This is a genomic window from Methylorubrum pseudosasae (genome assembly GCF_029504475.1).
Taxonomy (GTDB): domain Bacteria; phylum Pseudomonadota; class Alphaproteobacteria; order Rhizobiales; family Beijerinckiaceae; genus Methylobacterium; species Methylobacterium extorquens.
The window spans coordinates 4,466,016-4,478,516 of sequence record NZ_JAQGDU010000002.1; the positions used below are offsets into that span (position 1 = coordinate 4,466,016).

At 69.7% G+C, this 12,501-nt stretch carries 10 protein-coding genes; 7 read left to right on the forward strand and 3 right to left on the reverse strand.

Annotated elements, in window-relative coordinates; all coding sequences use genetic code 11:
• The first annotated feature begins 202 nt into the window (after positions 1 to 202).
• From M2437_RS22075 to M2437_RS22090, 4 genes are all read left to right on the forward strand, one after another.
• Complete coding sequence (locus M2437_RS22075; protein ID WP_012253686.1) at positions 203 to 1,012, forward strand: phosphoadenylyl-sulfate reductase; 810 nt, start codon at positions 203 to 205, stop codon at positions 1,010 to 1,012.
• Complete coding sequence (gene cysD, locus M2437_RS22080; RefSeq protein WP_003606413.1) at positions 1,012 to 1,941, forward strand: sulfate adenylyltransferase subunit CysD; 930 nt, start codon at positions 1,012 to 1,014, stop codon at positions 1,939 to 1,941. Before M2437_RS22075 ends, cysD begins: the two co-directional genes overlap by 1 nt.
• Positions 1,941 to 3,350 (forward strand): sulfate adenylyltransferase subunit CysN, encoded by a 1,410-nt coding sequence (cysN, locus tag M2437_RS22085; protein ID WP_253388699.1) that lies wholly within the window; start codon positions 1,941 to 1,943, stop codon positions 3,348 to 3,350. Before cysD ends, cysN begins: the two co-directional genes overlap by 1 nt.
• A gap of 77 nt (positions 3,351 to 3,427) precedes the next feature.
• A complete protein-coding gene (locus M2437_RS22090) occupies positions 3,428 to 4,468 on the forward strand; it encodes an alginate O-acetyltransferase AlgX-related protein (protein WP_253388700.1) in 1,041 nt (346 codons plus the stop codon).
• Here the strand turns inward: M2437_RS22090 and M2437_RS22095 are convergent.
• Positions 4,380 to 5,327 carry a YihY/virulence factor BrkB family protein gene (locus tag M2437_RS22095; protein ID WP_012253683.1) on the reverse strand — a complete coding sequence of 316 codons (948 nt, stop codon included), beginning with the start codon at positions 5,325 to 5,327 and terminating at the stop codon, positions 4,380 to 4,382. The two genes, M2437_RS22090 and M2437_RS22095, sit on opposite strands and share 89 nt — an antisense overlap.
• 107 nt (positions 5,328 to 5,434) lie before the next feature.
• On the opposite strand from M2437_RS22095, the gene M2437_RS22100 reads away from it, so the two are divergent.
• The 3 genes from M2437_RS22100 (at position 5,435) to M2437_RS22110 (ending at position 10,734) form a co-directional block, all read left to right on the forward strand.
• Positions 5,435 to 6,325 (forward strand): DMT family transporter, encoded by an 891-nt coding sequence (locus M2437_RS22100; protein ID WP_253389658.1) that lies wholly within the window; start codon positions 5,435 to 5,437, stop codon positions 6,323 to 6,325.
• A 162-nt stretch (positions 6,326 to 6,487) separates the two neighbouring features.
• Positions 6,488 to 8,176, forward strand: coding sequence for an acyl-CoA dehydrogenase family protein (locus M2437_RS22105; protein ID WP_253388701.1), 1,689 nt, complete (start codon positions 6,488 to 6,490; stop codon positions 8,174 to 8,176).
• 224 nt (positions 8,177 to 8,400) lie between these two features.
• Positions 8,401 to 10,734, forward strand: coding sequence for an EAL domain-containing protein (locus M2437_RS22110; RefSeq protein ID WP_277570381.1), 2,334 nt, complete (start codon positions 8,401 to 8,403; stop codon positions 10,732 to 10,734).
• 34 nt (positions 10,735 to 10,768) lie between these two features.
• Here the strand turns inward: M2437_RS22110 and M2437_RS22115 are convergent, their stop codons facing one another.
• Together M2437_RS22115 and M2437_RS22120 are read right to left on the reverse strand one after the other, a co-directional pair.
• A complete protein-coding gene (locus M2437_RS22115; RefSeq protein WP_012253679.1) occupies positions 10,769 to 10,948 on the reverse strand; it encodes a hypothetical protein in 180 nt (59 codons plus the stop codon).
• Between the two features lie 87 nt (positions 10,949 to 11,035).
• The gene (locus M2437_RS22120; RefSeq protein ID WP_253388703.1) at positions 11,036 to 12,307 is read right to left on the reverse strand and encodes a glycosyltransferase family 4 protein; all 1,272 of its coding nucleotides are present in this window, start codon (positions 12,305 to 12,307) and stop codon (positions 11,036 to 11,038) included.
• Positions 12,308 to 12,501 lie beyond the last annotated feature (194 nt).

Sequence of the window (12,501 nt, forward strand, 5' to 3'; positions counted from 1 at the left end):
CGACGCGCCCGATCGGGCGCCTCGTTGAGAAGATTCTTTTCTAATTGGGCAACAATCCGCCGCGGCGGCCGTTGCAGGCTCGTTCGCGGCGCAGCGGAGGATTGCGTGCGCGGAAGCACCGCAAGGGCACCGGCGCCTTGACAGCGTTCGTTATAGCGAACATTTCAGAGCTCCGACAAGCAGGCAATCCGATTTTACGCACATGACCGCTGCTCTCGTCCGAGCGGCCGGGGACCTCGCCGAAGCCATGGCGGGGCTGGACCTCCGGGGGCGCATCCGCCTCGTCGAGGACCGCATCCCGGGCCGGCTCGTCTTCACCACCAGCCTCGGCATCGAGGATCAGGCGCTCACGCACGCGCTCGCCCTGAACAAGGGCCGCACCGAGATCGTGACGCTCGATACCGGCCGGCTCTACCCCGAGACCTACGACGTCTGGACCGAGACGGAGGCCGCCTACGGCATCCGCATTCGCGCCTATGCGCCGGAGCGGGTGGCCGAGGAGGAGTTCGTCGCGCGCGAAGGCATCAACGGCTTCCGCCATTCGGTGGCCGCGCGGCAGGCCTGCTGCGGCTTCCGCAAGGTCGAGCCGCTGGGCCGGGCGCTCACCGGCGCGGCGGCGTGGTTCACGGGGCTGCGCGCCGGGCAATCCGCCAACCGCGCGGACACGCCGCTGGCGGAGGCCGACGAGGGCCGCGGGCTGATCAAGGTCAACCCGCTCGCCGACTGGACGCGCGCCGACGTCGATCGCTTCGTGCGCGACAACTTCATTCCCTACAACGCCCTGCACGACCGCGGCTTCCCCTCGATCGGCTGCGCGCCCTGCACCCGCGCCGTCAAGGTCGGCGAGGACGAGCGAGCCGGCCGTTGGTGGTGGGAGCAGGAATCCAAGAAAGAGTGCGGCCTGCACCTGCACAGGCCGGAAGGTGACGTGGCGCCCGGACAGGAGGCCGCCGCCTTCGAGGAGCCGGCCAGCGCCGCGACCTCACGCGAACACAGAAAGGAACTGGTCTGATGAGCGCTGCCGTCGCCGCGCCCGCGCGCACCCGCCTGACGCATCTCCAGCGTCTCGAGGCCGAGAGCATCCACATCTTCCGGGAGGCGGTCGCCGAGGCCGAGAACCCGGTGATGCTCTACTCGATCGGCAAGGATTCGTCGGTGCTGCTGCACCTGGCGCTCAAGGCCTTCGCGCCGGGGCGCCTGCCGTTCCCCCTGATGCACATCGACACGACCTGGAAGTTCCGCGAGATGATCGCCTTCCGCGATCGGCGCGCCAAGGAGCTTGGGCTCGAACTCATCGTGCACACGAATCAGGACGGGCTCGCCAAGGGCGTCGGCCCGGTGAGCCACGGCTCGGAAGTGCACACCGACGTGATGAAGACGCAGGCCCTGCGGCAGGCGCTCGACAAGTACAAGTACGACGTGGCCTTCGGCGGTGCCCGCCGGGACGAGGAGGCCAGCCGCGCCAAGGAGCGCATCGTGAGCCTGCGCAACGGCCAGCACCGCTGGGACCCGAAGCGCCAGCGCGCCGAGCCGTGGCACCTCTACAATTTCAAGAAGCGGCGCGGCGAGAGTTTTCGCGTGTTCCCGCTGTCCAACTGGACCGAACTGGATATCTGGCTCTACATCGAGCAGGAAAACATTCCGATCGTTCCGCTCTACTTCGCCGCCGAGCGCCCGGTGGTGGAGCGCGACGGCCAGCTCATCATGGTCGATGACGAGCGCTTTCCGCTGGAGCCGGGCGAGACCCCGCAACAGCGGCAGGTCCGGTTCCGCACGCTCGGCTGCTACCCGCTGACCGGCGCGGTCGAGAGCCCGGCCGCGACCCTGCCAGAGATCATCGGCGAGACGCTGGCCGCCCGCACCTCGGAGCGCCAGGGCCGGGTCATCGACAAGGACGGCGCCGGCGCCATGGAGCGCAAGAAGCAGGAGGGCTATTTCTGATGACCATCCATCAGTCTCCGGAAGCGTTCGGCTACGACGCCTTCCTGCGTCAGCACCAGAACAAGGAAGTCCTGCGCTTCATCACCTGCGGCTCGGTCGATGACGGCAAGTCCACCCTGATCGGGCGGCTCCTGCACGACACCAAGCAGATCTTCGACGATCAGGTGACGGCGCTCCAGCGCGATTCGCGCAAGCACGGCACGCAAGGCGGCGAGGTCGATCTCGCCCTTCTGGTCGACGGGCTTCAGGCCGAGCGCGAGCAGGGCATCACCATCGATGTCGCCTACCGCTTCTTCTCGACCGACCGGCGCTCCTTCATCGTCGCCGACACCCCCGGCCACGAGCAGTACACCCGCAACATGGCGACCGGCGCCTCGACCGCCGACCTCGCCGTGATCCTGGTGGACGCCCGCCACGGCCTGACCCGCCAGAGCCGGCGCCACGCGCTGCTGGTCTCGCTGCTCGGCATCCGCCGCGTCGCGCTCGCCATCAACAAGATGGACCTCGTCGGCTGGTCGCAGGACAAGTTCGAGGCGATCGTCTCCGGCTTCCAGGCCTTTGCCGCGCCGCTGAACTTCACCGAGGTGCGGGCGATCCCGCTCTCGGCCAAGAACGGCGACAACGTCGTGCTGCCGGGCACCGCCGCGACCTGGTACACGGACGTTCCGCTGCTGCGCTACCTTGAGGAAGTGCCGGTGAAGTCGGAGGAGCGCGCCGCCGCCTTCCGCATGCCGGTGCAGTGGGTGAACCGTCCGAATTCCGATTTCCGCGGCTTCTCGGGGCTGATCGCCTCGGGCTCCATCGCGCCGGGCGATGCCGTTACCGTCGCGCCTTCCGGCAAGACCTCGACGATCGCCCGCATCTTCACCGCCGACGGCGATCTGGAGCGGGCGAGCGAGGGCCAGTCGGTGACGCTGGTGCTGGCCGACGAAGTCGATGCCTCGCGCGGCGCGGTGATCGCGACCTCGGACGCACCGTTGACGCTGACCGATAGCCTCGACGTGCGCCTGTTCTGGGCCGCCGAATCCGATCTCGTCCCTGGGGCCAACCTGTGGGCGAAGGTCGGCACGCAGACCGTCAACGCGGTGGTGAAGGCGGTGCACCGCCGGATCGATCCGGAGACGGGACAGGCCGGTCCGGCCGACAAGCTCGCGGTCAACGACATCGGCGACGTGACGCTGACCCTCGACCGGCAGATCGCGGTCGATGCCTATGCCGAGAACCGCGACACCGGCAGCCTGATCCTGATCGACCGCGAGACCACCGATACAGCCGCGCTCGGCCTCGTCCAGACGGTCGTTGCGTCGAGCAAGGTCGCTCCGGCGCCGACCGCGTCTGTGACGGCTTCGGCGGAGCCCGCACGTAGCGGCGGTTTGCTGGCCGGCCTCAAGCGGCTGTTCGGCGGATAAGACCCTCACGGCAAAACCCCTCTCCCCTATGCGGGAGAGGGTTTGGCGCCCGGCGTCCGCCCCGCTAGAACCACCCCATGACCTCCGCCCCCGAACCGGCCGCCGACGTGTACGAGGGCCGGGACGGCTGGCTGTTCCTGATTCGCGGCAACAACCGGGTGCTGGAACAATATGGCCGGCCGGGCGTCTCGCGGCGGGTGCTGTGGCGCTGGCGACGGATCATCGAGACCCGCATGCGGCGCTGCGCCCGGCTCGGCGCCACCTATTTCCACGCCCTCGCCCCGGAAAAGCTCACCATCTATCCGGAATTAGCCGAGGGGCTCGCCTTCGATTCGGCCCGCGCCCCGGCGCTCCGCCTCGCCCGCTGGCTCACCGGCTCGCCGGGCGTCCGCGCCTGGGTCGATCTCACCGGCGCCTTCCGCGCGGCGAAGGACGGCCCGCCGCTCTACCTGCGCACCGATACCCACTGGACGCATCAAGGCTGCACGCTCGCCTACCGCACGATCCTGGCGCGGATGGGCGTTCCCCCGCGCGAGGACATCGAGGCCCGGCGCGAGCGCACCGCCCTCCCCTTCACGGGCGATCTCGGCCTCAAGTTCATGCCCCACCGTTCGGAATCGGCGGAAGGCAGCGCGATCGCGAGCGAGGCCCGGCGCATCCATGCCAACGGCCTGCTCTTGGAGATGGAAGCGCTCGGGCGCGGCGGCGACGCCCATCTCGGCGCGCATGCGGTGTTCCGCAACGACGATCCAGGGGCCGATCCGCGCCGCCTCGTGATCTTCGGCGATTCCTACGCGCAGCACACCCCCCACAGCCCGGTCGCGACGCTCACCGCGCTCTTCGCCGACACCTTTCGCGAGGTGCATTTCCTGTGGTCGACGGGGATCGACTGGCACTATCTCGACGCCGTCCGCCCCGATTTCGTCCTCGGCGAGATGGCCGAGCGCTTCGTGATCGACCTGCCGCCACAGGGCATCCGCATTGAGCGGCTCGCGGAACTGGCCCGCGAGCGCAAGCTGATGGGCGAGATCACGGCAGCGGATTCGCGCTCACCCGCACCGCCTCCGCCTGACGCGCCCGCATCCGCGCCTGAAGCCGCTGACGCCGCGCCGCGATGACCGTGCCGTTGATCTCACCGCCGAACAGGAACATCGCCGCGAGCCAATAGAGGAACACGAGGAAGATCATCGCCGTGGCGAGGCCCCCGTAGGTCGACGCGTAGGCGTTCGAGAAGCGGTCGAGATAGTAGCCGAAGCCGAGGCCGGCGAGGAACCACAGGCACAGCGTCACGACGATGCCCGGCAGCACCGACAGCACCGGCCGGCGCCCGGCCGCGACGAATTTATGCGCGATTACCAGCACCAGCGCGATCAGGAAGGCGGTGACGCCGATGCGGCCGATGGCGACGGTGAGCGCCAGCGGCTCCAGCCCCGGCGCGACGAAGACGAGCTGGCGCCAGATCAGCGGCCCGAGCACCACGAGCAGTGCGAAGGCCAGCATCGCGAGGGCGCCGCAGACGACGTAGCCGATCGATTCGAGCCGGGTGAGCCACCACGGCCGCGCCTCGCGGATGCCGTAGGCGCGGTTGAGCCCGACCCGCAGCGACTCGACCCCCGACGACGAGAAGTAGAGCGCTAGCAGCGCGCCGAGGGTCAGAACGCCGCCGCGCTGCTCGGTGAGCAGGCGGTGCACCTCGCCGACAATGGGTTTGGCCACCTCCCGCGGCACCGCGTCGAAGATCAGCGTGCCGGCCTCGTCCGCCAGCGACTTGCTGCCGATCAGGCCGGCCAGCGCCGCGAGCAGAATCAGGAACGGAAACAGCGAGGTCAGCATCGACAGCGCGATGTGGCTGGCGATCGCCCAGCCATCATGGGCGACGAAGCGCTGCGCGGCGATGCCCGTCACGTCGAGGATCTTCTTGAATCGGCTCAAGGGAGGAGATGGCTTCTTCGGCTGAGTCGAGGCGGGCCGCTCCATACGGGCCAATGGGTGGTGCGCGTCAATCTCGGGCGCGAGCCAAGCATGGCCGCCCTCAGGTTTCTCCGATTGCCATGAGGTCGGTTGCGTGCTGCCTGCCGGGCGCCATGTCGAGCCTTCTCTCCAGCCTGATCCCGGCCGCCTTCGTCTTGATCTGGGCGAGCGGCTTCGTCGCCGCCCGCTACGTGGCGCCCTATGCCGAACCGCTGGCCTTCGTCGCCTTGCGGCTGGCCCTGGTCGCGCTCGTTCTGGCCGGCATCGCCAGCGTCCTGCGCGCCCGCTGGCCGCGCAATGCCGCCGGCTGGCGCGACGGGATGGTCGCGGGCGTGCTGATGCAAGGCATCTACGTCGCCGGGGTGTTCTGGTCGGTGCATCGCGGCCTACCTGCCGGCATCGCCGCGCTGGTCGGCAGCCTCCAGCCGCTCCTCACCGCGGCCGCCTCGCAGCCGCTGCTCGGCGAGCGGGTCGCGCCCCGACGCTGGGCCGGCATCGGGCTCGGCTTCCTCGGCGCGGGGCTGGTGCTCGCGCCGAAGCTCGGGGCGGTCGATGCCGCCGGCATCCCGCTGGAGGCGCTCGCGGTGTGCCTCGCCGCGATGCTGGCGATGACCGCGGGCACGCTGTGGCAGAAGCGCAGGGGCGCGGGCGCCGACCTCGTCACCAATGCCTGCCTGCAATTCATTGGCGGCACCGCCTTCGCGATCCCGCTCGCTCTGATCGCCGGAGAGACGCATCTGAGCCCGAGCCTGCCGCTCGGCCTCGGCATGGCGTGGTCGGTCCTCGTCAACTCCGTCGGCGGCATCCTGCTGCTGCTGGCGCTGATCCGGCGCGGCGCGGTGGCCGGCGTCGCTTCGCTGCTCTTCCTCGTGCCGCCGGTTTCGGCGGCGATCGCCTACGTGATGTTCGGCGAGGCGCTGACCCCGGTGCAGATCGCCGGCATGGTGGTGGTGGCCGCCGGAGTCGGCTTGGCGAGCGGACCCCAGACACGCGCAACACGGTGAACTGTATGATGAATTCAGCCTAAAGACGGGGGATGCGGCGATGAGAAACCACTATTGTGCCGGCGATCGGGCCTATAAAGGAAGCATCTAACCGGTTTCCTGAGAACCGCGCTCCGTCACGCCAGCCACTTCGGCGCGGAGCGCCTGAGAAGAGAGTCGCACATGGCCGCTTCCCCCGCCGTCCAGCCCGCCAACGACCCGACCGATTTCGTCGCCCTGGCCAAGGACGCCGCCGCGGGCGCCAAGGCCCTCGTCGCCGAGGCGACCGCCCGCGTGAAGGCGCGGGTGACGGGCCCCGAGGGCAAGCTCGACGCGGGCGCGCTGGAGCGCGAGCAGCACGCCGCCCACGGCCTGTCCTGGCTCGCCACCTACGGCGAAGCGGTGCGCGAACTCGCCGATTACGCCGAGCGGCTCCAGGGCGAGGGCAGCTTCGGCGAGACCGAGGCGCTGCTCGTGAAGATCGGCGTCGGCGAATATCTCGACCAGATGTTCGGCGGCATCCCGATGAGCCAGGGCGAGATGGTCCGCCCGACCGCGCTCGGCTTCACCGCCGCCGAACTCGCTGGCCTGCGGACGCCGGCCATCGACGCCATGGTGGCCGAGGGCAACACGCCCGCCAACCGCGCCGCGCTGGTGGCCAAGATCCGCGAGGCCACGAGCGCGGGTGCGGCGACCATCGGCGCTTCGGGCCTCGACGAGGACATGGAGGCGATCCGCTCCGAGATGCGCCGCTTCGGCAAGGCCGAGGTGGTGGAGCAGGCCCACGAGTGGCACCTGAAGAACGCCTACATCCCGATGTCGATCATCGAGAAGATGGCCGAACTCGGCGTGTTCGGCCTCACCATTCCCGAGGAATACGGCGGCATGGGCATGCCGAAGGCCGCGATGTGCGTGGTCTCGGAGGAGCTGTCGCGCGCCTATATCGGCGTCGGCTCGCTCGGCACCCGCTCTGAGATCGCCGCCGAGTTGATCCTGTGCGGCGGCACCGAGGAGCAGAAGCAGCGCTTCCTGCCGGGCATCGCCAGCGGCGACATCCTGCCGACCGCCGTCTTCACCGAGCCGAACACCGGCTCCGACCTCGCGAGCTTGCGCACCAAGGCCGTCAAGGACGGCGACCAGTGGAAGATCTCGGGCAACAAGACTTGGATCACCCACCCCGTCCGCGCCGACATCATGACCGTGCTCGTGCGGACCAAGCCCGAGGAGAAGGGCCATCGCGGCCTCTCGATGCTCATCGCCGAGAAGCCCCGCGGCACGGACGAGCAGCCCTTCCCGGTCGAGGGCCTGTCGGGCGGCGAGATCGAGGTGCTCGGCTACCGCGGCATGAAGGAGTACGAACTCTCCTTCGAGGATTTCGCGGTGCCCGCCAACAACCTGCTCGGCGAGATCGAGGGCAAGGGCTTCGCCCAGCTCATGCAGACCTTCGAGTCGGCCCGCATCCAGACCGCGGCCCGTGCCATCGGCGTGGCGCAGTCGGCTCTCGATATCGGCCTGCGCTACGCCGAGGAGCGGGTGCAGTTCGGCAAGGCGCTGGTCGAGTTCCCGCGCGTGGCCGACAAGCTCGCGATGATGGCGGTGGAGATCAACATCGCCCGCCAGCTCACCTACTTCTCCGCGCGCGAGAAGGACGAGGGCAAGCGCTGCGATCTCGAGGCCGGCATGGCCAAGCTGCTCGGCGCCCGCGTCGCCTGGGCGGCGGCCGACAACGCCCTGCAGATCCACGGCGGCAACGGCTTCGCGCTGGAATACAAGATCAGCCGCGTGCTCTGCGACGCGCGCATCCTCTCGATCTTCGAGGGTGCCGCCGAGATCCAGGCCCAGGTCATCGCCCGGCGCCTGCTGGAGCAGTAGTCAAGGCACAACCCGCCCTCGATCGGCGCTATACTGGTCGAGGGCGATCCATCCTTCAGATTCGGCCTGAATAGCCGGCTCATATACTCCCCCTCAACGAATGATCGCTAGGCCGTGATCCGATCCTCTCGGAGCACGGCTTTCGCTTGCCCATCCCGACCTCAGACGCGTCCGCCGCCGCGCTGGTCCAGCACTGGCGCAGTTGCCGGTCCCGCCCCGGGGCGATGCCGGGTTACGATGCTGTCGTCCTGGGCAGGCTCGGCCGTCTGGCCGACCGCTGCGCCCTGGTCGCCACCCGCGAAGGCCGGGCCGAACGCATCCTCTGGGGTGGCACGGGATTTCGCGACTGGTTCGAGGACGAGATCCGCGACCGGCCGCTCGTGCAGATGCCCGATGAGATCCGCCGGCCGATCGAGGAGATCGGGATCGCCGCCCTGCGCACCGGCGAGCCGGCCGGGGCTCGATGCGACCGAATCACCGACGGCGTCGTCACGACCTGGAATCTCGTCGGCGTCCCGCTCGCCAACGGCAGCGGAACGCCGCTCCTCCTCGTCCACGTCGACAGCGAGGGCGTGCGCACCGAGCTGATGCAGGCGATGTTCGGCGCGACCGGCCAGGGCCTGATGGCGCTCGGCGCGATCCGTGAGGCATCGGGCGCGGTCGCGGACTTCAAGATCGTCGCCCTCAATCAGGGCGCCGCGGAGATTCTCGGGCGGCCGGTCGCGAGCCTGCAATGGCAGCGGCTGGGCGATCTCGTGCCCGTTCGGCTCGGCGTGACGCAGCGGCTGTCGGGCGTCCTGGGATGCGCCGACCGGGCGACGTTCGAACTCGCCGTGCCGCGCGCCGACCGGACGACGCTTCACCTGAAGGTGGAGGCGCAGGCCATCGGCGATCTCGTCGCCGTCGCCATGACCGATGTCGGGGACATCAAGGCGCGCGAGGCCTCGTTCCGGTTCCTGTTCGAGAGCAATCCGCTGCCGATGTGGCTGGTCGATCAGGATTCGGCCCGCTTCGTCGCCGTAAACGAGGCGGCGGTCGCCCATTACGGCTACAGCCGCGAAGCCTTCCTGGCCCGCGGCCTGCAGGACCTGTCGGAAGCCGTCGCGTTCAGTTTTGCCCGCGACGGCCGCCTGCACCGCCATCGTCGGGCCGACGGCTCGTTGATCGACGTGACGCTGTTCGAGCGCAGCCTCGCCTTCGAAGGTCGCCCGGCCGTGCTCGGCGCGGCCATCGACGTCACCGAGCAGCGCCGTGCCGAGGCGCGTATCACGCACATGGCCCACCACGATGCGCTGACGGGCCTGCCGAACCGGGCGCTGTTCACGACCCGCCTCGCGGAGGTGATCGCCGAGCACGCCCGCACCGGCGCGGGCGCCGCCCTGCTCTGCCTCGACCTCGACAAGTTCAAGCTCGTCAACGACACCCTCGGCCACCCGGCGGGCGACACCCTGCTCCGAGCGGTGGCGGACCGGATCACGGCATGCCTGTACGGGGATGATCTGGTCGCACGCCTCGGCGGTGACGAGTTCGCGGTGCTGCTGCGCACCCCCGACGCCGGGACCGTGTCCGCCGTCGCCGGCCGAATCATCGAGGCGTTGTCACATCCCGTCAGGCTCGGCGACCGGGAATGCCAGATCGGCGTGAGCGTCGGCATCGCCTGCGTGCCCGAGCACGGAACCGATTCCGATACCCTGCTGCGCCACGCCGACCTCGCTCTCTACCGGGCGAAGGCGGATGGCGGCAGCATCGCCCATTGTTTCGAGGCGGCGATGGACAGTTGGGACCGGTCCCGGCGCCGACGGGAGGCCGACCTGCACGAGGCCTTCGCCCGGGGCGATCTCGCGCTCGCCTACCAGCCGGTCGTCGGCGTCCGCTCGCGGGCGATCGTCGGGTTCGAGGCGCTGCTGCGCTGGCACCACCCGGTCGAGGGAGCGATCCCGCCGTCCGAATTCGTGCCGCTGGCCGAGGAGACGGGCCTGATCGTGCCGATCGGCGCCTGGGTCCTGCGGCAAGCCTGCGCCGAGGCGAGCCTATGGGCCGATCCGGTCCGGATCGCGGTGAACCTCTCGCCGGTGCAGTTCCGCGATCCCGCCCTCGTCGCGACGGTGCGCGAGGCGATCGCCCTTTCCGGGCTCGCCCCGCACCGGCTCGAATTGGAGGTGACCGAATCGGTGCTGCTGGCCGCGAGCGAGGCCAACGTCGCGACGCTGCATGCCCTGCGGGATCTCGGCGTACGGATCGCGATGGACGATTTCGGAACGGGCTATTGCTCGTTGAGCTACCTGCAGAAGTTTCCCTTCGACAAGATCAAGATCGACCGCTCGTTCGTAAGCCGGCTCGGCGAGGATCCGCACTCGACCGCGATCGTGCAGGCGGTGATCGGCCTCGGCGCAAGCCTCGGCATCGTCACCGTGGCCGAGGGTGTCGAGACCGAAGTCCAGTTCGCCCATCTGCGGGCCGAGGGCTGCAAGGAGGTGCAGGGCTACCTGTTCGGTCGGCCGATCCCCGCCCCGCAGGCCGTCGGGCCGATTCGGCGGGAGCCGGACGTCGCCGCGTGAGGCGGGAGGGCGGGCGGGTCGCCCGCCCGACCCCCTACTTCGTGATCTTCACCGAGACCGGATCGCTCGACGGGAAGGTCTCCTCCAGCGCCTCGTCGAGGCGCTCGTCCTTATGGTCCTTCTGGTTCTCGGCCAGCGACTTGTCGCCCTTGCCGTCCTGCTGGAAGCCTTTGGGCTTGGTCTCGTCGGTCGGCTGCTTGGTGGTCTCGGACATGGGGATCGGTCTCCGTTGTCGGGCGCGCCGCGTGTCGCAGCCTTCATGCGCACCAACGCGAGGCGGGCGTTCCTGTTGCGTCGCGGCTCACAGGCCGGCGGATGCCGCGCCGCGCAAGCCCGGCCCCTCGACCGGGCGAAGAGCGGGCGCCTCGCGCATCACGAGGCCGTAGACCTGCTCCAGCCGGTCGAGATGCGCGTCCACGCTGAGCGGCGCCGCCCAGTATCGCTCGTAGGCGCGCTCGGCCATGCGGGCGGCGAGCGCGTCGTCCGACAGCCGGGTGAGGTGGGCGGCGAGCGCGCCGGCATCGCCGGAGCGGAACCAGAACCCGTTCTCGCCGTCCTCCACCGCCTCGCGCCCGGCGCAGGCATCGGAGACGATGACCGGGCAGCCGCAGGCGAGCGCCTCGTAGACGGTGAGCGGCTGGCCCTCGTACCAGATGCTCGGGAATACCAGGGCACGAGCCCGCCGCATCAGGGCCTGCACCTCGGGCCCGGTCTTCCAGCCGAGCATCACCGCCTCGGGATAGCGCGCCCTCAGCTCCGCCGCGTTCGGGCCGTCGCCGACGAAGACCGGGCGGTGTCCGGCCCGCCGCGCCGCCTCGGCGAAGACCGGCGCGCCCTTCTCCGTCGAGATGCGGCCGACGAACAGGACCTCACTGCGGCCTTCGTGCGCGGGCGGCTGCCGCTCGACCGAGATCGGATTGTCGATCCGGTGGAACACCGTGCGCGGGGGCAGGAGCGGTGCGATCACCCGCTCTTGGAGCGCGCTGATCGTGACCACGTGGCGGAACAGGGTGGGCAGGCCGGCGATGTGTTCCAGGCCGAAATGGCGCACCACCCGCAGGAGCTTGCGCGGGTAGGAGCGCGCGTCGCAATTCGTGGTGAGGCAGGCGGCCGACATCGGGGTACGGTGGCAGATCCGGTCGGCCGGATATTCGTAGAAGCCGCCATTGGGGCAGACGAGGAAGAACTCGTGCATGGTGTAGAGGCACGGCAGGCCCGAGCGCCGGATCGCCGTGCCGATCGAGGGCGAGAGCGCCTTGGCGAAGGCGTGGACATGCACCAGCGTGTCGCGCGGATCGCACAGCGTCAGTTCCGCGGCGAGGCGGGCGGTGGCGCTACGGTTCCAGATCGCCTGCACGGCAAAAGCGAGCTTGTTCGTGGTCGAGGCGATGTCGTCCTGCCCGAGGCAGACCACCCGCGCCCCGCTCTCGGCGAGCCGGGGATCGACCGGGCCGACCGCGGCGAACACCGTAACCCGGTGGCCGCGCTGGCGCAGGCCCACGGCGGAGTCGAGGGCGACCTTGGCTTGGCCGCCATTGATATGGGCATGATCGAGAACGAGGACGACGTGCACGGCGATTCCCGCTCTCTCGCCACCTCGTGACACGCCCGATGCACGGTGTCTCACGGAGGATCGGTGTTTCGCCGACGTTTACCAGCCGGCAGTTGATCTCCCGTAAACCCTGAGCGGACACGCGCCGCGCCAGGGCGGCCGCACCGCGAGAGCATCGTTTCGTCCGGGAATCGCTTTCCGGGACGGTGCCCGCG